Below are 19,910 nucleotides of genomic sequence, written 5' to 3' on the forward strand. Positions count from 1 at the left end.
CGCGGCCCCCGCTCAGCCCGGACCCTCTCCGCCTTCGGGCATGACGACGCGCCCGTACTGACCCTGGAAGAACACGAGTGGTCCGGCGTCGTGGTTCACGCCGAGGTCCAGGACACGGCCCACGACGATGATGTGGTCACCACCGTCGTATTCGGCCCAGAACTCGCAGTCGAGGTACGCGATGCAATCATCGAGCACCGGCGACCCGCCGACACCGACGTGCCAATCGACCTGCGCGAAGCGGTCGGCGCCCTTGGTTGCAAACAGGCGGCACACCTCCTCTTGGTGCTCGCCGAGGATGTTCACCGCGAACTTCCGGGCCCGCTCGATGCGCGGCCAGGTGCTCGACGTATGGGCGACGCAGAACAGGAGCAGCGGTGGGTCGAGCGACACCGACGTGAATGAGTTGGCGGCGACCCCGACGGGCTCGTCGTCATCCACGGCGGTGATGATCGTGACGCCGGTTGCGAACTGCCCCAGGACCGTTCGGAACTCGGTGGCGTCGGGCTGGAAGACGTCTTCGTCGGCGGTCCCGCCGGCGTCGCTCACCGCGGTTCGACGGCGAGCACGAGCCCTTCGGCCGCGGCGCTGACTTCGAGCCCCGGAGCCTTCGATGCGAGCTCCCGCGCGTGCACGAAGATCTCGTCGATCGCGTCGTCGCCGTGCGTCGGGCAGTGGTGGAACAGCACCAGATGTCGAACGCCCGCCTCGCGTGCGACGTGCACGGCGTACTCGATGGTCGAATGACCGAAGTGACGCTTCGTCTCGTACTCCGACATGGTGTGCTGCGCGTCATGCATGAGCACGTCGACGCCGTCACACAGCTCGAGCACCGACCGCGGGATGTCATCGTCGTCGGCGTCGGGGTCGCAACCGGGTCCGTGGTCGGAGATGTAGGCAACCGACACGCCTTCGAGCTCGATGCGGTGCCCGAGCGTCGGATCGGTGTGGCGCACCCAACGGGACAGGACCTTCGATCCGTTGATCGCGAAGTTGTCGTCGTCGACATCGTGGAACGTGACGGTGCCGCCGAGGTCAGCCGGCGAGATCGGGAAGTACGGCGGGCTCATCACGCCGGCAAACACGGCTCCGAGGGGACCCGCCTCTTGGCGCGGCCCGTACACGTCCACCACCGCGTCGGGCCGGAACAGCGGCGTGAAGAAGGGGAAGCCGATGATGTGATCCCAGTGGAGGTGGGTGAGCAAGACCGAGGCGCGGTACGGGCTCGAGAGGGCGTTGGCCTCGAGCTGGGCACGGAACTGCTCAGTGACGATGTCCCCGTACTCGCGCACACCGGTGCCGAGGTCGAAGATCACGGGCTCGTGCCCAGGCGCCTCGAGCGCGACGCACGACGTGTTCCCGCCGTAGCGCTCATAGCGCTTCGCGTCGCAGGGTGTGGAACCTCGCACGCCGTAGAAAGTGAGACGGACGCCGTTCACGCCGAAGGGAGGATAGTCACCCTTCCCCAGCAGCCGAGGCAGCCCTCCGGAGATCAGTGCGGCTTGGGACCCTCGGAACGGACCTGCTGCACGTGCACGAGGGCTTCGCGCAGCTGATCGATCCACTCTCCTTCGTGGTCGCGCACGAGGCGCACGCACCACCCCAGCGCATCGCTGCGACTGCGGGCCACGCCGGCGCTCACGAGGGTGTCGAGAACTCGTCGCTCGTTCATCCGCAGCCGCGTCATGACCGGGACGCTGAGGCTGGTGAACACCACGCGCTGGTCGCCGCACTCGGCACCCCATGCGACCTTGCGGCCAAACCGCTCTTCCGCCTCGTCGGCGATCCGCATGCGCTGCTGGCGAGTGTCTTCCCGGAACCCCTGAATGCGGGCGGTGCGGGCCGCCTTGCGAGCGCCGTCGTCAGCGTCGGCGCCGAGGTCGGGCTCGGCCAGGGTGCCGACCACGAGGATCTCCTCGCGATCGAGGGTGACTTCGGGAGGCCCCTCGAACCACCCGTCGGGAAGGCGGCCGGCGAACCAGCCCTGGAGCTCGGTGGTTGTCATGTTGATTACATTATTACACGCCACCAGGCGACGGCAAGGCGGCCCGGATGGCGGTCGCGGCGGCCTCGCTCCCGGCATCGTCTGCGTAGGCCGTGCGCGGCCAGAAGAAACCTCGGAGGCCGTCCTTGGGCCGGCGAGGCACGACGTGCATGTGCAGGTGCGGCACCGACTGGCTGACGACGTTGTTCTCGGCGACGAACGTGCCCTGCGCGCCCATGCCGTCCTGTACCGCGACCGCGAGCCTGCGCACCTCGGTGAAGAACGGGGTGAGGAGCGCGTCGGGCAGGTCGCGCAGCGTCTCGACGTGCTCGCGGGGCACGACCAACGTGTGACCCGGAAAGATCGGCCGATGGTCGAGGAAGGCGAGGGTGTGGTCGGTCTCGGCGACGATGGTCGCGGAAACCTCGCCCGCGACGATGCGGCAGAAGAGGCAGTCGCTACTCAGGGGACGTGTACGGCCGCTGCCGGGGCTTCGCCGCCTCGCGTTTCGGAACCATCACCTTGCGGCGGAAGTAACAGACCTCTTCACCGCGCTGGTTGAAGCCGCGCGTCTCGACCGTCACCACGCCGCGGTCGGGCTTGCTCTCCGACTCCTTCTTCTCGAGCACCTTGGTCTCGGCGTAGATCGTGTCGCCGTGAAACGTGGGCTTGCTGTGCTTGAGCTCTTCGACCTCGAGGTTGGCGATCGCCACGCCGCTCACGTCCGGCACGCTCATCCCCAGCACCACGGAGTACACGAGGTTCCCGACCACCACGTTCTGGCCGAACTGCGTCTGGGTCTCGGCGAACCACGCGTCCGTATGGAGTGGATGATGATTCATCGTGATCATGCAGAAGAGGTGGTCGTCGGCCTCGGTGATCGTCTTGCCCGGCCAGTGCTTGTAGACGTCCCCGGGCTCGAAGTCTTCGAAGTACCGACCGAACGGCCGCTCGTGCAGGGTCACGGAAGGAACTCTATTGGCCGATTGACGTGCGTCTCTGACCCCGGAATAGCCGGGTGAGAGACGCACCCGAGGGGTTCAAGGGGCGAGTGGGTAGCGCTCGAGGAGGCCGCGGGCGATGACCAGGCGTTGGATCTCGTTCGTGCCCTCGCCGATGATCATGAGCGGAGCATCCCGGTAGTACCGCTCGATCGGGAGCTCGGTCGTGTAGCCAACGCCGCCGTGGATGCGCATCGCGTCGGTGGCGATCTCGAAGGCGGCCTCGCTCGCGAACAGCTTGGCCATGCCGGCCTCGACGTCGCAGCGCTCACCTCGATCCTTGCGCGCTGCCGCGTTGTGCGTGAGCAGTCGCGCTGCTTCGAGCTTGGTGCCCATGTCGGCGAGCTTCGCCTGGATGGCCTGATGCTGCGCGATCGGCTTGCCGAACGTCTCGCGTTGCTGCGCGTATTTGATCGCAGCCTCGAAGGCGGCGCGCCCGACGCCCACCGCGCGTGCCGCAATGTTGATGCGCCCTACCTCGAGCGCAGAGAGGATGAAGTGCTGTCCGCGCCCGAGGCCATCATCCCCACCGAGAACGCAGTCAGCCGGGACGCGATGACCGTCGTACGCCATCTCCACGGTCTCGATTCCCTTGTAGCCGAGCTTGCCGATGTTGCGGCTGACGGTGATGCCGTCGACTCGCTGGGCACCGGGCTCCTTCTCGACCATGAAGCAAGTGATGCCCTCGTCGGTGCGCGCCGCGAGGGCGATGAGCCCCGCTCGCTGTCCGTTCGTGACCCACGTCTTCGTGCCGTTGATCACGAACTCGTCGCCGTCGCGGCTGGCCTTGCACCGGAGCGCGCTCGTATCGCTGCCCGCGTCGGGCTCCGAGAGCGAGAGCGCCCCGCGGATCTCGCCGCGGGCGAGCCTCGGGAGCAGTCGGGCCTTCTGATCGTCGGTGCCGTACGCCTGGAGGAGGTTGGCGCACATCACATGGGTGTTCAGCACTCCGGACAGCGTCATCCAGCCGGCCGAGAGCTCCTCGATGACCCCGCAATAGGTGAGGAGGTCGAGACCGAGGCCCTCGTGCTCCTCAGGGATCGTGACCCCGAACAAGCCGAGATCCCGCATGGTGGCAACAATCGCCTCGGGGTACTCGTCGGCGTGCTCGAGCTCGGACGCCACCGGCACGACGTCTCGCTCGACGAATCGCCGCACCGCCGCGATGAGCTCCTCTCGCACGGCAGGGTCGGTCGTCACCTCGCGGACCTTACGCGGCAGGGATGGATGGCGCCCCCGGTACGGTTGATGCCTTCATGGGAATGGCAATGCACCAGACGGTGATGAGCTTCCGCCGCGACCCCGACGTTCGCGGCAAGGGATTCGAGCGCGCCCTGCTCAAACGAGTGCTCGGCCTCACCCGGCCGTACAAGAAGGCGCTCGTCGGCTTCGTGATCATGGTCATCGCGTCCGCTGCGGTCGGTGTCGTGCCGGCGCTGCTGTTCAAGGCACTCCTCGACGATGCCGTGCCTCAGGGCGACAAGGCATTGGTCGCGATCCTGGCGTTCGGGGCGGTGGCGCTCGCCATCACGAGCGCCGGGCTCTCCCTCATGCAGCGCTGGTTCTCGGCTCGTATCGGTGAAGGCCTCATCTACGACATGAGGGTCTCCCTCTTCGATCATGTGCAGCGGCTCCCCATCTCCTTCTTCACCCGAACCCAGACCGGCGCGCTGATGTCGCGGCTCAACAACGACGTGATCGGAGCGCAGCAGGCCGTCACCAACACGCTCGGAACGGTTGTCTCGAATGTGATCACCCTCGTCATCACGCTCGCGGTGATGCTCGGCCTCGAGTGGCGGCTCACGATCCTCACCCTGCTCGTGCTCCCGGCGTTCATCATCCCGGCCCGGCGGATCGGACGCAGGCTCCAGATCGCCACGCGGGAAGCGATGCAGCTCAACGCCTCGATGAACAACACGGTTTCCGAGCGCTTCAACGTCGGGGGCGCGCTCGTGGTGAAGCTCTTCGGCAAGCACAGCCGCGAGCACGAGCTCTTTGCGAACCGTGCTGGCCGCGTTCGCGACATCGGCATCCGGACCGCGATGTACTCACGCGTGCTGTTCGCTGCATTGGCTTTCGTGGCTGCCGTGGGTACAGCGGTGGTGTACGGACTCGGTGGGAACTTCGTGATCGACGCCACGATCTCGGTTGGTACCTACGCCGCGTTCGTGATCTACGTGGCGCAGATCTATCAACCTCTCACCCAGCTCTCGAACGCCCGCGTCGACGTGATGACCGCGCTCGTCGCGTTCGAGCGCGTCTTCGAGGTCCTCGACTTCGCGCCCTTGATCACCGACCGACCGGGCGCCGTTCCCATCGAGCGCCCGCGCGGGCGAGTTGCGTTCGAGCACGTGTGGTTCCACCATCCACCGCCTGCGGTCAGCTCGATTGCCTCGCTCGAAGAGGGAACCGCGCCGATGGACGAGGAGTCAAGTGCGTGGATCCTCCGCGACGTGAGCTTCTCGGTGGAGCCCGGCGAGCTCGTCGCGCTCGTGGGCCCGTCCGGCGCGGGCAAGACCACGACGGCGCTGCTCGTTCCTCGCATCCACGAGGTCAGCCAGGGTCGCATCACGCTCGACGGCGCCGACATCCGCGACATCACGCTCGAGTCGCTGCGCAACGCCGTGGGGATGGTCATGCAAGACCCGCACCTCTTCCACGAGTCGATCGCCGAGAACCTCCGCTACGCCAAGCCCGACGCCACCGATGTCGAGCTGGTGGCGGCCTGCCGGGCGGCCCGGATCCACGACGTGATCGCAGGCTTCCCGGATGGGTATGACACGGTCGTGGGCGAGCGCGGGTATCGCATGTCCGGCGGCGAGAAGCAACGGCTCGCGATCGCCCGCATGCTGCTGTCCGATCCAGCCGTGGTCATCCTCGACGAGGCGACATCGCACCTCGACTCGGAGTCCGAGCTCGCGATCCAGCACGCGCTGGCCGAGGCGTTGCGGGGACGCACCGCGCTGGTGATCGCGCACCGTCTCTCCACGATCGTCGCTGCAGATCGGATCGTCGTGCTCGACGACGGGCGCGTCGTCGAGGAAGGCCCCCACCACAAGCTCTTGCACGCGGGCGGCATCTACTCCGAGCTCTACCGCACGCAACTGGCCGCCGAGCCTGCCTAGCGCGCGTGCAAGACGACCCGCTACGGCTCGCCTGGGAGCGAGGCGCGCAAGGACGGGCCCGTCTCGAAGCGGCGCGACTCCGACGGCGCCGGTACGCGCTCATGGGTTGTGCGGTGATCGCGATACTCGCGCTCGTCGCGGGTGGCGCATGGGCCTTTTGGCTGCGCGAAAGCGATCAGCGGGCGCGCCGCGCCGGCGTGCTGCCACCCAGCATCACGCTCGGGCCACGGCCCGCGTTCGACACCGGCGTGGCCTGCCGCAGCCCACTCGACCCCGACGATCCGTTGCGCCTCTGGATCGGCGGTGACTCCCTGGCGGGCTCGCTCGGCCCTGCGCTCGGCGAGCAGGCCGCCTCGACCGGTGTCGTGCTCCCTACCTACGACTACCAAACCTCGAGTGGGCTCGCGTCGCCTTCGTTCTTCGACTGGCCGGAACATGCAGCCAGGGAGATGGATCGCGTCGACCCGGAGATCGTGGTCTTCATCATCGGCGCGAACGACTCGGGCGTGGCGCGCGACGAGCCCGTGGACGACACCGGCCAACCTGCGTGGCGCGCCACGTACGGCCAGCTCGTGGACGAGATGCTCGACGTGCTGACCGGGGACGGCCGCTCCCTGTACTGGATCGGGTCGCCCCCGCTGCGCGACGAGCACAAGAACGACGGTGTTCGCGAGGTCAACGCCGTGGCGCACGAGGTGACCGGCCGCCGCCGCGACGTGACCTACATCGACGCGTATGACCTGTTCTCCAGCTCCGACGGTGAGTACGCGGCGATGCTCCCTGGCGTCGACGGCGACGAGGTGCGCGTGCGGACCAACGACGGGATCCACTTCACTCCCGCCGGCGCAGAGCTGCTGGCCATCTACGTGTTCGCGTACCTCGACGACCAATGCAGCGTGTCGGAGCAGGCCGTGCCCGGTCGCGAGCAACCAGTGCACCGGAGCCCGGGCAGCGGCGAGGTGCCGGGGCAGCGCGTCGAGCCCGGCACCACGACACCCACCCCCGCGCCGACCACGACGACCACGGTGCCGCCCACGACGTCGACGACCGAGACCACCCTCTTGCCGCCGCTCAGAGGCGCGTGAGGCGTGGTCGGTAACCTCCGGCCATGACGAACCCGCTCGACATCGCCGCCGCAGCGGTCGACGCGGCCGCGACGGCGGTCAGCGCGGGTTGCCGGCATCTTGCGCACGGTGCGTCCGACGGCGGACAAATCTCGGTGTCCAAGCTCGACGAGCACCAAGTGCTCGCGTACGACGTCGCGCACGCCGCGAGCGCGGTCGAGGCCTGCCGGGTCATGCTCGAGTACGGCGGCAACGGTGAGGTGGAGTCCCTGCTCGCCCGCGCGTTCATCGCCGACGCCGTGTGGGACGTGGGCACGCGAGTGCTCGGCCGCGAATCCGTGTGGGGCATCGAAGCCGGTGACCTTGCGGACGCGCTGCCGTTCGTCGAGGCCCATCGATCCCCCGGGTTCCTCGAGGAGATCGCGGAGCAGCTCGCGCAGCACGGCACCGGGCCCGCGCATCTGGATGACGACCTCGAACTGGCCCGCGACACGTTCCGTCGGTTCGCGCAGGACAAGATCCGCCCGCATGCGGAGAAGGTGCACCGCGAGAACTCCGACATCCCCGAGGAGCTGATCGCGGGGTTGGCCGAGCTCGGCGGGTTCGGCCTCTCGGTGCCCGAGGCGTACGGCGGATTCGCCGCCGGTGGCGAGCAGGACTACCTCGGCATGGTGGTGGCGACCGAAGAGCTCTCGTGGGGTTCGCTCGGCATCGGCGGGTCGCTCATCACCCGACCGGAGATCCTCACGAGGGCGATCGTGCGCGGCGGCACTGAGCAGCAGAAGCAACAGTGGCTCCCGAAGATCGCGAGCGGTGAGCTGCTGGTCGGTGTGATGGTCACCGAGCCCGACTACGGATCCGACGTCGCGAACATCAACGTGCACGCGACTCCTGTCGACGACGGGTACGCAATCAACGGCGTGAAGACCTGGGCCACATTCGCTGGGCGAGCCGACGTGATCATGCTGCTCGCCCGCACCGATCCCGATCGCGCTGCCGGGCATCGTGGCCTGTCGCTATTCGTCGTGGACAAGGAACCTGCCCCGGGTCATGCGTTCGCGTTCGAGCAGCCGAGCGGCGGAAAGATGGAAGGCCGCGCCATCGACACGATCGGCTACCGCGGGATGCACTCCTACGAGGTCGCGTTCTCCGACTGGGTGGTGCCGGCCGACAATCTCGTCGGCGGCGAGGCCGGACAGGGTCAGGGCTTCTACCTCCAGATGGAGGGCTTCGAGAACGGTCGGCTCCAGACCGCGGCGCGTGCGGTCGGCTTGATGCAGGCCGCGTTCGACGCCGGGCTCGCCTATGCGCAAGAACGCAAGGTGTTCGGGCAGCCAGTCTTCGACTACCAGCTGACGAAGGCGAAGCTCGCCCGCATGGCCGTACTGATCCAGGCCGGCCGGCAGTTCTCGTACGACGTCGCGCGTCGCATGGGTCGGGGCGAGGGCACGCTCGAGGCGTCGATGGTGAAGGCGTACGTGTGTCGCGCCGCCGAGTGGGTCACGCGCGAAGCCATGCAGCTGCACGGTGGCATGGGCTACGCGGAGGAGTTCCCCGTGTCGCGCTATTTCGTGGATGCGCGAGTGCTGTCGATCTTCGAGGGCGCCGACGAGACGCTCTGCCTACGTGTCATCGCGCGCCGACTCGCGGAGCAAGCGCTCGAGGGCTAAGCGCCGCCGAGCTCTTTGAGCTCTTCGATCGCCTCGGCGTGGTGGTCGAGGCGCTCGTTGATGTCGTCGAGCGCTTCGTCGATGCTCCCGACGAGCGGGCTCGCGGCCTCGAGCGCGGTGCGGCCGATGCGGTCGCCCGTGCGCTCGACGTCGGCGATCCGGTACCGCAGACCGAGCAAGACCTTGTGACGGGACTTGTACGGGAGCTGTGACGCGAGCACCAGCTGGTCGTCGATGGCGCGAGCTGTCGCCACCAGCCGGTCGCAGAGGCCCTCGTACCCCGACGTCGGCACGCCGCGCTTGCGCGCCTCGGTCACCGTTTGCCGCGTGCGATCGACGGACCGGTGCATGCGACGGTGGAGGTCGGCGGCGACGCTCTGCGAGGTCTGCCACTTGAGCGGAACACCTGGTTGACGGCGCGACCAGCGCCACGCCAACCCGCCGCCGGCGACGACCACCGCGACGAGGAGAATCTCCACGCGCGTCAGGCTACCGCTCGTCTCCGTCGGTCACGCAGCGGTTCACCAGCTCGCCGATGCCCTCGACCACCGTGCGCACGACCTGGCCGGGACGTAGGTAGATGGGTGGCGTGCGGGCGTCGCCGATGCCCGACGGCGTGCCGGTGCTGATCACGTCGCCGGGCTGCAACGTCACGATCGTGCTGATGTACGCCACGCACTCGGCGGGTCCGAACACCAGGTCCGACGTTCGGCCGTCCTGCATCACCTCGCCGTCGACCTCGCCGCGCAGGGCGAGGTCGACGCCGGGATCGAGCTCATCGGGCGTCACGAGCGTCGGGCCGAGCGGCGTGCTGCGTTCCCATGTCTTGCCCTGGAGCCACTGGAGTGTGCGCTGCTGCCAGTCGCGCATCGTCACGTCGTTGCAGATCGTGTAGCCCGCGATGGCTGCGCCGGCGTCCTCGACACTCACTCGCCGGACCGGGCGTCCGATCACGAGTGCGAGCTCCACCTCCCAGTCGCAACGATCCGACTCGTCCGGCAGCACGATCGGGTCGCGCGGGCCCACCAACGCCTCGGGGAACTTGGCGAACAGCGTCGGGTACCGGGGAACCTCACGGCCGGTCTCCCGGATGTGCCCGGCGTAGTTCAGGCCGAGGCAGAAGATCTTCGACGGGCGCGGCACGACGGGCGCAAGGTCGGCGTCGGCAAGCGCATGGGCGCCCACCGGCTCGACGGTGGCTGCGCCGTCGATGCCGACGTCGGCGAGCAACGCCCCGATGTCGGTGTGCGGCAGCTCCAGGATCTGCTCACCCTCGACGCGACCGGCGCGCGTCCCCCCGTCCACCCGAATCGTGACGAGCCTCACTGCTCGACGCTTGGCGTCAGCTGCTGCGGTTCATGCCGGCGCGCTCACCACGAGCGACGAACTTCGTGGCCATCTTGCGGCTGGCCTCGTCGATCATCTCGTCACCGAACATGACCGCGCCTTTGCGCTCGCCGGCGCCGCCCTCAGTCGTCGCCTTCTCGTACGCATCGAGGATGTCCCACGCGTGGTCGAACTGCTCCTGGGTCGGCGTGAACACCTCGTTGATGACCTGCACCTGATCGGGGTGGAGCGCCCACTTCCCGTCGTAGCCGAGGATGCGGCTGCGCATCGAGTAGTCGCGCAAGGCGTCGAGCTCGCGGATCTTGAGGAACGGTCCGTCGATCACCTGGAGGCCGTTCGCACGCCCGGCCATCAGGATCTTCGAGTACACGTAATGGAAGTGGTCACCCGGGTACTCGGGGATCTGCACCCCGCCGGTGAGCACGGGCATCTCGGTCGACGCGGCGAAGTCCGCCGGCCCGAACACGATCGTCTCCAAACGCGATGACGCGGCGCAGATCTCCTCCACGTTGATGAGGCCGCGTGCCGTCTCGATCTGCGGCTCGATCCCCACCGTCGACTGACGGCCGGTGACCTGCTCGATCTGCGTGAGGAGCATGTCGAGCGCCTGCACGTCTGCGGCTGATTGCACCTTCGGCAGCATGATCTCGTCGAGGCGCTCCGACGCGTTCTCCACAACCTCGATCACATCGCGGTACGTCCATTCGGTGTCCCACGCGTTCACGCGCACGCACAGAACGGTGTCGCCCCAGTCCTGTTCGTTGATCGCCTTGACGACGTTGACGCGAGCGGCTTCCTTCTCGAGCGGTGCCACTGCGTCCTCGAGATCGAGGAACACCATGTCGGCACCGAACCCCGGGGCCTTCCCGAGCATCTTGACGCTCGACCCCGGGACCGAGAGGCACGCCCGTCGAGGAAGGTTGCGGCTGCGCTCGGACATGTCCCAACCGTACCGGTACGCTCGATTCGTGACCCAACCCGAGCTTGCCGAGCTCGCCGACGGCGTGTGGGCATGGCTCCAGCCCGGCGGAGAGACCGGGGTTAGCAACGCCGGTGTGATCGCCGACGACGACGGCCTCACCCTCGTCGACACCCTGATGGTGCGCTCGCAATGGGAGCCGTTCGCCGCGGCGGTCGCCGAGCTCGACCTCACGGTCAAGCGCGTGGTGCTCACGCACGCCCACGTCGACCACGTCGGCGGTACGACCATGTTCCGGAACGCGGCGGTCTATGCCTCGCCGGTGACCAGCGACCTCCTCGACCAGCCCATGGCGCTCGACGCCTACAAGGCGTTCATGCCCGCGTTCGCCGACGAGTTCGACGATCTCGCCGAGCTCGGCACCCGACCGGTGAGCCACCTCGTGGAGGGCGCCGCCAACCTCACCCCGCGTACGGAGGTCCTGCCCGCGGCCGGGCACACCCCGGGTGACGTGATGGTGCTCGTCGCCGACGCGGACGTGCTCTTCGCGGGCGACCTGTGCTTCTTCGGCGTCACGCCGCTGGCGTTCCAAGGCGACCCGCAGCAGTGGGCGAACGTGCTCGACGCGATCGTGGAGCTCGCCGACACGATCGTCCCCGGTCACGGACCGGTGGGCGGTGAACGCGAGGTGCGCGAGCTCCAGGACTACCTGCGGCACTGCGTCGCCGGCACGATTCCGCCCGGACCGTGGGACGACTGGCTCGATCGCGCCGAGCGTGACCCGATCAACATCGAGCGCGCCGCGCTTCTGCGCGACAAGAAAGACGTGATCCCTCCGAGCATGCTGAAGGCCATCGGCCTGGGCTGAGGTCGCGCGCAGCGTACGCTCACAGGCGATGGCGAAGAGCCCCGACCCCGAGCTGAAGCTCACCACGAGCCGCGGCGTCACCCGCACGCTCGACGATTGGTCGACGATGTTCCACCTCTGCCTGGTGGTGCTCCCGGCCCGGTCCGAGGCGGCGTCGTTCGTGCCGATCGGCATGCGCCTGTTCTCGGTGTTCGGTGACGCCGACTGTCGGTTCGCATTCGTGGTCACCGGTCCTGAGTCGGTCGCGAAGCGACTCCTCGGCGACGCGGAGTCGAACGTCGTCACGTACGTCGACCCCGATCGTGAGCTGGTGCAGAGCCTCGGGCTCGAGCGCCTTCCCGCCTTCGTGTTGTTGCGCCAGGACACCACGCTCGTCACCGCCACCGAAGGCTGGGATCCGAAGGACTGGCAGCGGGTCGCGCGCGAGACCGGACGACTGCTGGCCTGGACCGTCCCAGAGGTCGCCGCCGACGGCGATCCACCAGCCTTCGCGGGCTGGGCAGCCGTCTGACCTGGGGGTTCGCCGCCTTCCCGAGTCCATGCGACGGGGCCGCGCCCCATCGGTATAGGGTGCGACTGACCCGTACGGATCCGTCGTACGGGTCATTCGCGTCCCCGACCAGCCGAAGGCCTGCCATGCACATCCTCCGCAAGTTGATCGTCACAGCCGTGGTGCTCGCCAGCGCCGCGGCGGTGCCGGCGACTGCGGGCGCGGCGGCGAGCCGGGACAAGCAAGCCGAGGCCGCGGCGCTCCAGGATCAGATCGAGGCCACCGATCTCCAGATCAGCGCGCTGGCCGAGCAGCTCAACGAGGCCGCGGCACGGCGTGATGCCCACCAGGCGTCGGTGAAGGAAGCCGAGGCGAGAATCGCCGCCGCGAAAGAAGAGGTGCAACGCATCCTCGGCATCGTTCGCGACAACGCCGTCTCGCTCTACCGACAGCACTCGACCGGTTCCGTGGCCTGGAACACCGGGAAGCCGTCCGACCTCGTGTCGCGGGATCAGTACGCCGAGGCACAGGCCGAGCGGGACAACGAGCTCCTGAACAAGCTGGACGTCGCGCAGCAGGACCTTCACCTCCGACGGGCCGACGCAACGCGGGCGCGAGACGCAGCCGCGTTCGAGACCGACGCGATCAACACGCACAAGGCCGCGTGGGACGCAGCGCGCGCACAACAGCAGGCGTTGCTCAACCAGGTCAAGGGAGAGATCGCCGCCGAGATCGCCGCCGAACGCGCCCGCCGCGCTGCCGCGGCACGTGCGCTGTTCGATCCGAACGTCGGCCCACCCAACGGGAGCGCCGCCCAGGCGATCGCCTACGCGCGCGCGGTGATCGGCGCCGGCTACTCGACGAACCCCCGCACCGGCCCCACCTACGACTGCTCCGGCCTCACCTGGTCGGCATGGCACGCCGCGGGTGTCAGCATCCCCAACAGCTCCGGTGGCCAGTACAACGGCTTGCCCAAGGTCCCGATCGCGGCGGCTCAGCCCGGTGACTTGATCTTCTGGGGCCCCGGCGGATCGAGCCATGTCGCGCTGTATGTCGGCGGCGGGATGATCATCGACGCCTCGAGCGGACAGGGACAGGTCGTCGAGCGACCGATCTGGGGAAGCCCACTGCCGTGGGCGGCGCGGGTCGTCTGAGTCCTTCTTCGGGCACGCACGGGAATCCGATCGTCGAGGAGCCCGTTCGCCTCACGCAGTTCTCGCACGGCGCCGGATGCGCGTGCAAGCTCTCCCCCGCCGACCTGCGGACCATCCTCGGGCTCGTGCGCGGCTTCGACGCCGAGAACAGCTCGCACGACGACCTCATCGTGGGTTTCGGAACCGCCGACGACGCCGCGGTCTACCGCCTCCGGGATGACCTCGCCATCGTCGTGACCACTGACTTCTTCACCCCGATCGTCGACGATCCCTACGACTGGGGCCGCATCGCCGCAACGAACGCACTCTCCGACGTGTACGCGATGGGCGGGGCTCCGGTGCTCGCGCTCAATCTCGTGGCCTGGCCGCGTGAAGGGCTCCCGTTCGAACTCCTCGCTCGAGTGCTCGACGGCGGCGCCGACGTGGTGCGCGACGCCGGCGCAGTGATCGGTGGTGGCCACTCGATCGACGACGCCGAGCCCAAGTTCGGGCTGGCCGTGGTCGGGACCGTCGATCCCCGCCACGTGCTCACGAACGCCGGAGCCCGGGCCGGCGACGCACTCGTGCTCACGAAGCCGATCGGTCTGGGCGTGATCTCGACCGCGGTGAAGCGTGACGCCGCACCGGGCTCGCTCATCGCCGAGGCCGTGCGCGTGATGACCACACTCAACGCGGGGGCACGTGACGCCGCGCTCGAACTCGGCGACGCGGTTCACGCCGCAACCGACATCACCGGCTTCGGGCTGCTCGGTCATCTGCGCGAGATGCTCATGGGGTCGGAGCTCGGCGCCGAGCTCGACGTGTCGGCGGTGCCGGTGATCGACGGCGTGCGGGACCTCCTCGCGCAGGGCATGGTCGCCGGAGGCACACAGCGCAATCACGCATTCGTGAGCGAGCACATCGACTGGGGTGATCTGCCGATCGATGAGCAGATGCTCCTCGCCGACGCACAGACCAGCGGCGGCCTGCTCATCGCCGTCGAAGCGGACCGCGCCGGCGACCTCGTGGGTGCGCTGGAAGCACGGGGTGCGCTGGCCGCAGCAACGGTGGGAGTCGCCACTCGCGACCAGCCGGGTTACGTTCGCATCATTCGCTCGGGCAGCAGGGGTAAGGAGCGGCCCCCACACCCGTGATCACGCCGGCCGTGGTCGAAGCCCAAGCGACGACGGTGGGTGAGCCCCAGCCCTAGGGGATGACGAGCATCCCGAGCTCGGCTTCGAGCTGCGGGCGGGGCTTCGCGCCGAGCGCGGACCGTTCGAGACGGCCGCTGCGGAACATCGCGATCATCGGGATGCTCTGCACCTCGTACTGCTGCGCGAGTGACGGCTCTTCGTCGATGTTGACCTTGACAACCTTGTAGGAGCCCTCGCGCATCGCGGCGATCTGCTCGACGATGGGCGAGACCTGGCGGCACGGCTGGCACCACGGCGCCCAGAAGTCGACGATCACCGGCAGCTCTGAGCGAAGCACCTCGGCGTCCCACTGCGCCGTCGTGACCGGACGAACGAGCGGCTCCGGTGGAGGCTCCGGAAGCGCCTCACTCGGACGCTCACCAGAGCTCACGGCAAGGAGCCATTCGTGCGCCTGCTGCACGCTCTCCATCGCGACCTGGTGCTCCATCGGGTACTCGCTGTACACGACGGGCACACCATGTTCGGCAAGCGCCGTCGCGAGCGAGCGCCCGCGCTCGACGTCCATGAGCGGGTCATTCGTGCCGTGCTGCACGAGGAACGGGATCTCCTTGGCTGCGTCCCAGTCGAGCTCAAGACCGTCGATGTCGGGGAGATAGCCGCTCATGGCGATCACACCGGCCGGATGCGGTCGGTCGCTGCGCCGTAGCCCCAGCGCGACCGCGAGTGCGCCCCCCTGTGAGAACCCGCCGATGATCGCCTCGCCGCGCTGCTTGTCGTGCTCGGCACACACCGTGTCGATGAGGTCGTCGAGCTCGTCCAGCGCCGCGACGAACGAGGTATCTGCACCGTGCCCACCCTCGGTGATCGCGGCGAGGTCGTACCAGGCGAAACCCGGCGGCGCGGCCACCGGCCCGCGCGGCAACACGGTGAGGAAGCGGCCTTCGGGGTCGAGGTACGGCAACAGACCGCCGAGGTCACGCTCGTCGGCGCCGTAGCCATGGATGAGCATCAGCATCCGAGCCGCCTGCGGTGTTCCGACGACGTTGTGGATCAGTGCCATGTTCCGAACTCCATCAAAATGGCGAATCTCGTTCGCTGCGTTCCGACGATGATGGCACGCTCGGTCCATGGGTCCGGCCGTCCCCGATCTGCACGATGACGTGGTCGTCCTCCGTCCACCCAGAGAGGACGACGTCGACGCCATCACGGCGGCCGTCCAAGACCCCGAGATCCCTCGTTACACACGAATCCCGTCGCCGTACACGCGCAACGACGCGACACAATTCGTCCGAGCCGCCATCGAGAACTGGAGCGGCGGTCGTCTCCCGCGCGTCCCGGCTGGTGACGCGCAGATCGGGCTGTCCTTCATGATCGTCGACCGCTCCGACGACAGCCTGATCGGTGGAATCGGGACCCACGACAGCGAGAATCCGGAGGTTCGGGAGATCGGCTACTGGGTCGCCCGAGATGCACGCCGACGGGGCATCGCGACCCGGGCCGTTCGGTTGCTGTCGAGATGGGCGATCAACGAGCTCGGCCTTCGTCGCCTCGAGCTCATGACCCACGTCGACAACGTGGCGTCCCAGGGCGTCGCCGAGCGCGCCGGCTTCACGCGCGAGGGCGTGCTGCGGTCGTACACCACGCTCGGGTGCGGCTTGGCCGATGTCGTGATGTTCTCCCTGCTTCCGGAAGACTTGACCGCGCCCAACGGGTAAGGATCGATCCAGGGCAGTCGCTCGGCTTCCCGCACAATCGACCCAAACCGGTGAGGTCCGTCAGGCGTGTCCCCAGAGACAATGGAAGCGAGCCCCGATGGGCCTCAGGGCGCCGATTTTGACGAGACCTTCCGCACAAGCTTCGAGCCGATGGTGCGCTCGCTCGCAGTCGCGTGCGGCGATCGCGAAGTCGCGGCCGACGCGGTGCAGGACGCGTTCACCCGCGCCTACGCGCGTTGGGGCCGAATCTCCCGCTACGACCACCCCGCGGGGTGGATCCGCCACGTCGCGCTCAACCGCCTCCGCGACCACTTTCGCCACGTCGAACGGGGTAGGCGCGTGGTCGAGCGCCTTGGTGGTCAAGCCAAGACCGGAAGCAGCGGACTCGCGCCCACGGAACCCGACGACCTGCTCGCGACGGTGGCTGAGCTGCCCCGTCAGCAACGGATCGCGGTCTCGCTGTTCTACGTCGAGCAGCTGTCCGTGCACGAGGTCGCCGAGGCCATGGGGCTCTCGGAGGGTGCCGTGAAGTATCACCTCCACGCCGGTCGCGAGCGGCTGCGCGAACGAGTGGTCGCGCCGTGAGCCCCGACGACTTCGGCTTCGAGCCCCTCGACGACGAGCTCGGGCGTCGGCTGCGCGGAGCCACGCCCGCCGCGCCAGGGACCGAGAGCGCTCTGACGGCGCTGCGCCCGCGCTTCGAACGCGCCCGGCGGCGCCGCCGCGCCGCAGTGACCGGCGCGTGGGGTGTCGGTGCCCTGAGCGCGCTGGCGCTGGTGCTCACCTTTGCCCTGCCAGGCGGCGACGGCAGCGTTCGCATACCTCCCGCTTCCCAACCAGACCGCAGCACGACGACCACGCCAGAGGCGACGACCACGACGTCGACGCCTGATGGTGGGACGACGCCGACGACCGAAGACGATCATGGTGGGGGCGATCCTGACGAGCCCGACGGCGACAACTCGGGGCCCGGGTCGGGATCGAGCGGGTCGGGCTCGTCCGGCTCAGGGAGCGATTAGCCAAACCTCGTGGCCGGCTCGGTCGTGTCCTCTTCTGACCCCCAACTCCTCGAGGAGGACCTGATGCGACAGCTCCTGAACCGCAAGCTCGCCGTGGTCACCGTCGCAGCCGGGCTCGCGCTCGGCGCCGGCGTGGCGGCCGCCGGGAACGGCACGTCTGGCAACGACGACGGTTCCGGCACGACCGACCCAACCGGGCAGAGCTCGACCACTGACGTCACCACCGACGTCAGCACACCGGACGTAACAACGGGGACCGTGGACGACGACGGCGAGTTCGAGGACGGTGAGCACGAGGACCGTGACGACGGTGACGTCGATGACGGCGGGCACAACGATGAGGACAGCGACGACAACTCTGGTCCGGGTGGCGGCGACGATCGCTCCGGGTCGAACTCCGGCCCCGGCTAGTCGCTGCCGGTCGCGCGGCGGTGCTCGCGCGTCTCGACGGCCGTGACCGCGTGATCGGGGCCCTTGACGACGACACAATCGGCGAGCTCGAGCGTGGGGGCGATGTGCTCGCGGAGGTTCACGAGGTTCACCTCACGCCACGTCTGGCGGGCGAGTGCCTCGGTCGCCTCCACGCTCATGGCCAGGAACTGCCGGTAGAACGAACGGGGATCCGTCTCGGCCTCGGCGCGCAGTTCGAGAAACCGGGCGACGTACCAACGCTCGAGGTCGGCCTCCTCTGCCTGGAGATACACGGCGAGATCGAGGCGATCGGCGAGTGCACCGAGCGCGTTGAGGCCCTCCACCACGATCACGGCGTCGTTCCCGAGCGCGAGTGGCTCACCCGGCGTGACGTCGTAGATGACGTGCGAGTACCGGGGCACGATGACCTCGTCGGCGCCAGAATGAACGGTGTCGACGAACGCGCGCAGCGCGCCGACGTCATACGACTCCGGGAAACCCTTGCGGGCGAGCAAGGCACGCTCGCTCAACACCGAGTTCGGGTACAGGAACCCGTCCGTGCCGACCACGTCGGCAGGTGTCCCACGCTCGCTCGCCGCTCGCGCGACATCAGCGGCCAACGTCGACTTTCCCGAAGCCACCGCGCCCGCGATCCCCACGACGACCGGGGTTCCATCGGCGCGCACACGGGCTCGCGCGAGGTCGACGAGGGCGGCCGGCGCGTCGGTCATCGAGCCATGTGGCGCGTGAGGTCCCCCATCAGATCGGGGTGCACGGTGCGCTCCGAGAAGCGCCAGCCTCCCGGAGCGCGGTCATCTCGCTCGAACCGATCCACGTAGCGGCCGGACAGCACGGCCCGCAACGGCGCGCCGGGTTCGGCCTGCATCACGGTGAACGTGCAGCGAGCAGCGGCGGTACCCGCGCGCTCGTCGACGTCGACGACGACGTTCCCGAGCACGTGCTTGGTTCGCGGCGTCCCGTCGTCGTAGACGATCACGGAGTCGTACATGCGCCGGACCGCCCCGGGTCCCTCACGAACCGACCCATCACGCGCTGACCGGAACGCGCCGTGCTCGAAGAGTGCCGCGACGCCGTCGAAGTCGCCCGCGTCAAGACGCTCGGCGTAGGCCACGATCAGCGCGCGAATCGCCGCGTCGGAGTCCATCACGCGCCCTAGGCGGCCTGGGCGCCGGGCCGGCCGGCTTCGATCACGAAGCTCGCGCCTGTCTCCACGGTCGCTTCGGGTGCCGCGATCGTCGAGACGTAGCGCTGATCGGCGCGCCATTCGTCGGCGTTCAGCGTGCACCGGGCATAGCCCCGACGCGCGCCTTCGAAGTACTTCAGATGGGGTTGTCCGGCGATAGCAGTCGCGGCGAGCTCGGCGATCGGGAACCCCGACGTGATCGACGTGCCTACGAGCTCGGTACCGACCGCGGGTGCCGACTCGTCCAGGAAGTCGGTCTTGAGGTCGTTCACCCACGCCGAATGGATGTCACCGGTCACGACGACCGGGTTCGACGCGTCGGCGTCGACGACTCCCTCGAGGAGACGTTGCCTGGCGAGTGGATAGCCATCCCAGCCGTCGAGCGAGAAGAGGCCTTCGGCCGACGATCGCAGGAAGTTCGCCTCCGTCATCAAGACCTGCTGCGCCAACACGTTCCAGCGCGCATTCGACCGGCGAAGACCTCGGAGGAGCCACCGCTCCTGCGCGGATCCGAGCAGCGTGGCGTCGGGGGCGAGCGCCGCGTCGCAGCGCGGCCCGAGCGTTCCGTCGCATGGCACGGTGCGGTACTGCCGCGTGTCGAGGACCTGAACTTCGGCCAAGCGCCCGTATCGGACGGTGCGGTAGATGCGCAGGTCGGATCCGGTCGGCGGCGCGATGCGCACCGGCTGGTGCTCCCACCATGCCCGGTACGCGGCCGCGCGTCGCGCAAGGAAGTCGGCGGCAGAAACGTCAGGGCTCCCCGACGGCGTGTCGTTCGCATAGTTGTTGTCGACCTCGTGGTCGTC

At 68.5% G+C, this 19,910-nt stretch carries 24 protein-coding genes; 11 read left to right on the forward strand and 13 right to left on the reverse strand.

Annotated features, from left to right (window positions below):
- Nucleotides 1–12 precede the first annotated feature (12 nt).
- From WEE69_03160 to WEE69_03185, 6 genes are all read right to left on the reverse strand, one after another.
- A complete protein-coding gene (locus WEE69_03160) occupies nucleotides 13–549 on the reverse strand; it encodes a flavin reductase family protein (protein ID MEX1144284.1) in 537 nt (178 codons plus the stop codon).
- Nucleotides 546–1,439, reverse strand: a complete 894-nt coding sequence (locus tag WEE69_03165) for an MBL fold metallo-hydrolase (protein ID MEX1144285.1) — start codon at nucleotides 1,437–1,439, stop codon at nucleotides 546–548. The genes WEE69_03160 and WEE69_03165 overlap by 4 nt, the downstream gene beginning before the upstream one ends.
- A 53-nt stretch (nucleotides 1,440–1,492) precedes the next feature.
- Nucleotides 1,493–2,005, reverse strand: coding sequence for a hypothetical protein (locus WEE69_03170; protein MEX1144286.1), 513 nt, complete (start codon nucleotides 2,003–2,005; stop codon nucleotides 1,493–1,495).
- Nucleotides 2,006–2,018: 13 nt separating this feature from the next.
- Nucleotides 2,019–2,450, reverse strand: coding sequence for an HIT family protein (locus tag WEE69_03175; protein ID MEX1144287.1), 432 nt, complete (start codon nucleotides 2,448–2,450; stop codon nucleotides 2,019–2,021).
- Nucleotides 2,443–2,949, reverse strand: coding sequence for a MaoC family dehydratase (locus tag WEE69_03180; protein ID MEX1144288.1), 507 nt, complete (start codon nucleotides 2,947–2,949; stop codon nucleotides 2,443–2,445). The genes WEE69_03175 and WEE69_03180 overlap by 8 nt, the downstream gene beginning before the upstream one ends.
- A gap of 75 nt (nucleotides 2,950–3,024) precedes the next feature.
- Nucleotides 3,025–4,185 (reverse strand): acyl-CoA dehydrogenase family protein, encoded by a 1,161-nt coding sequence (locus WEE69_03185; protein ID MEX1144289.1) that lies wholly within the window; start codon nucleotides 4,183–4,185, stop codon nucleotides 3,025–3,027.
- A gap of 56 nt (nucleotides 4,186–4,241) precedes the next feature.
- On the opposite strand from WEE69_03185, the gene WEE69_03190 reads away from it, so the two are divergent.
- Genes WEE69_03190 through WEE69_03200 form a run of 3 tightly spaced genes read left to right on the forward strand, consistent with a single transcriptional unit; the run spans nucleotide 4,242 to nucleotide 8,844 of the window.
- Entirely contained in the window at nucleotides 4,242–6,110 is a 1,869-nt protein-coding gene (locus tag WEE69_03190; GenBank protein ID MEX1144290.1) for an ABC transporter ATP-binding protein, read from the forward strand.
- 5 nt (nucleotides 6,111–6,115) lie between these two features.
- Nucleotides 6,116–7,195, forward strand: a complete 1,080-nt coding sequence (locus tag WEE69_03195) for a DUF459 domain-containing protein (protein MEX1144291.1) — start codon at nucleotides 6,116–6,118, stop codon at nucleotides 7,193–7,195.
- A gap of 23 nt (nucleotides 7,196–7,218) precedes the next feature.
- Nucleotides 7,219–8,844: an acyl-CoA dehydrogenase family protein gene (locus WEE69_03200; protein MEX1144292.1), complete on the forward strand. Its 1,626-nt coding sequence runs from the start codon at nucleotides 7,219–7,221 to the stop codon at nucleotides 8,842–8,844.
- Here WEE69_03200 and WEE69_03205 read toward each other — a convergent pair.
- The 3 genes from WEE69_03205 to WEE69_03215 are packed head-to-tail and all read right to left on the reverse strand — an operon-like array spanning nucleotide 8,841 to nucleotide 11,131.
- Nucleotides 8,841–9,323: a hypothetical protein gene (locus WEE69_03205; protein ID MEX1144293.1), complete on the reverse strand. Its 483-nt coding sequence runs from the start codon at nucleotides 9,321–9,323 to the stop codon at nucleotides 8,841–8,843. The two genes, WEE69_03200 and WEE69_03205, sit on opposite strands and share 4 nt — an antisense overlap.
- Before the next feature lie 10 nt (nucleotides 9,324–9,333).
- Nucleotides 9,334–10,170 carry a fumarylacetoacetate hydrolase family protein gene (locus tag WEE69_03210; protein MEX1144294.1) on the reverse strand — a complete coding sequence of 279 codons (837 nt, stop codon included), beginning with the start codon at nucleotides 10,168–10,170 and terminating at the stop codon, nucleotides 9,334–9,336.
- Nucleotides 10,171–10,186: 16 nt separating this feature from the next.
- Nucleotides 10,187–11,131, reverse strand: a complete 945-nt coding sequence (locus WEE69_03215) for a CoA ester lyase (protein ID MEX1144295.1) — start codon at nucleotides 11,129–11,131, stop codon at nucleotides 10,187–10,189.
- Between the two features lie 28 nt (nucleotides 11,132–11,159).
- Between WEE69_03215 and WEE69_03220 the strand changes: the two genes are divergently transcribed.
- From WEE69_03220 to selD, 4 genes are all read left to right on the forward strand, one after another.
- Nucleotides 11,160–11,978: an MBL fold metallo-hydrolase gene (locus WEE69_03220; GenBank protein ID MEX1144296.1), complete on the forward strand. Its 819-nt coding sequence runs from the start codon at nucleotides 11,160–11,162 to the stop codon at nucleotides 11,976–11,978.
- A gap of 28 nt (nucleotides 11,979–12,006) precedes the next feature.
- Nucleotides 12,007–12,489, forward strand: coding sequence for a hypothetical protein (locus WEE69_03225; protein ID MEX1144297.1), 483 nt, complete (start codon nucleotides 12,007–12,009; stop codon nucleotides 12,487–12,489).
- A 125-nt stretch (nucleotides 12,490–12,614) separates the two neighbouring features.
- Entirely contained in the window at nucleotides 12,615–13,622 is a 1,008-nt protein-coding gene (locus tag WEE69_03230) for an NlpC/P60 family protein (GenBank protein MEX1144298.1), read from the forward strand.
- 29 nt (nucleotides 13,623–13,651) lie between these two features.
- Complete coding sequence (gene selD / locus WEE69_03235; protein MEX1144299.1) at nucleotides 13,652–14,755, forward strand: selenide, water dikinase SelD; 1,104 nt, start codon at nucleotides 13,652–13,654, stop codon at nucleotides 14,753–14,755.
- 52 nt (nucleotides 14,756–14,807) lie between these two features.
- On the opposite strand, the gene trxA is transcribed toward selD, so the two are convergent.
- Nucleotides 14,808–15,815 (reverse strand): thioredoxin, encoded by a 1,008-nt coding sequence (gene trxA, locus WEE69_03240; GenBank protein MEX1144300.1) that lies wholly within the window; start codon nucleotides 15,813–15,815, stop codon nucleotides 14,808–14,810.
- Between the two features lie 67 nt (nucleotides 15,816–15,882).
- On the opposite strand from trxA, the gene WEE69_03245 reads away from it, so the two are divergent.
- From WEE69_03245 to WEE69_03260, 4 genes are all read left to right on the forward strand, one after another.
- Nucleotides 15,883–16,470, forward strand: coding sequence for a GNAT family N-acetyltransferase (locus WEE69_03245; GenBank protein ID MEX1144301.1), 588 nt, complete (start codon nucleotides 15,883–15,885; stop codon nucleotides 16,468–16,470).
- Between the two features lie 66 nt (nucleotides 16,471–16,536).
- Nucleotides 16,537–17,055 carry a sigma-70 family RNA polymerase sigma factor gene (locus tag WEE69_03250; GenBank protein MEX1144302.1) on the forward strand — a complete coding sequence of 173 codons (519 nt, stop codon included), beginning with the start codon at nucleotides 16,537–16,539 and terminating at the stop codon, nucleotides 17,053–17,055.
- Nucleotides 17,052–17,489 carry a hypothetical protein gene (locus WEE69_03255; GenBank protein MEX1144303.1) on the forward strand — a complete coding sequence of 146 codons (438 nt, stop codon included), beginning with the start codon at nucleotides 17,052–17,054 and terminating at the stop codon, nucleotides 17,487–17,489. The genes WEE69_03250 and WEE69_03255 overlap by 4 nt, the downstream gene beginning before the upstream one ends.
- Nucleotides 17,490–17,552: 63 nt before the next feature.
- Nucleotides 17,553–17,900, forward strand: a complete 348-nt coding sequence (locus WEE69_03260; protein ID MEX1144304.1) for a hypothetical protein — start codon at nucleotides 17,553–17,555, stop codon at nucleotides 17,898–17,900.
- Here WEE69_03260 and WEE69_03265 read toward each other — a convergent pair.
- The 3 genes from WEE69_03265 to WEE69_03275 form a co-directional block, all read right to left on the reverse strand.
- On the reverse strand, nucleotides 17,897–18,631 hold the full coding sequence (locus tag WEE69_03265; protein MEX1144305.1) for a type I pantothenate kinase: 735 nt from the start codon (nucleotides 18,629–18,631) through the stop codon (nucleotides 17,897–17,899). The two genes, WEE69_03260 and WEE69_03265, sit on opposite strands and share 4 nt — an antisense overlap.
- The gene (locus WEE69_03270) at nucleotides 18,628–19,065 is read right to left on the reverse strand and encodes a nuclear transport factor 2 family protein (GenBank protein MEX1144306.1); all 438 of its coding nucleotides are present in this window, start codon (nucleotides 19,063–19,065) and stop codon (nucleotides 18,628–18,630) included. The genes WEE69_03265 and WEE69_03270 overlap by 4 nt, the downstream gene beginning before the upstream one ends.
- Nucleotides 19,066–19,073: 8 nt before the next feature.
- A partial coding sequence (locus tag WEE69_03275) for an alkaline phosphatase D family protein (GenBank protein ID MEX1144307.1) occupies nucleotides 19,074–19,910 on the reverse strand: 837 nt, incomplete at its 5' end.

This window comes from Acidimicrobiia bacterium (assembly GCA_040881685.1).
In the GTDB taxonomy this organism is placed as follows: domain Bacteria; phylum Actinomycetota; class Acidimicrobiia; order IMCC26256; family PALSA-555; genus SHVJ01.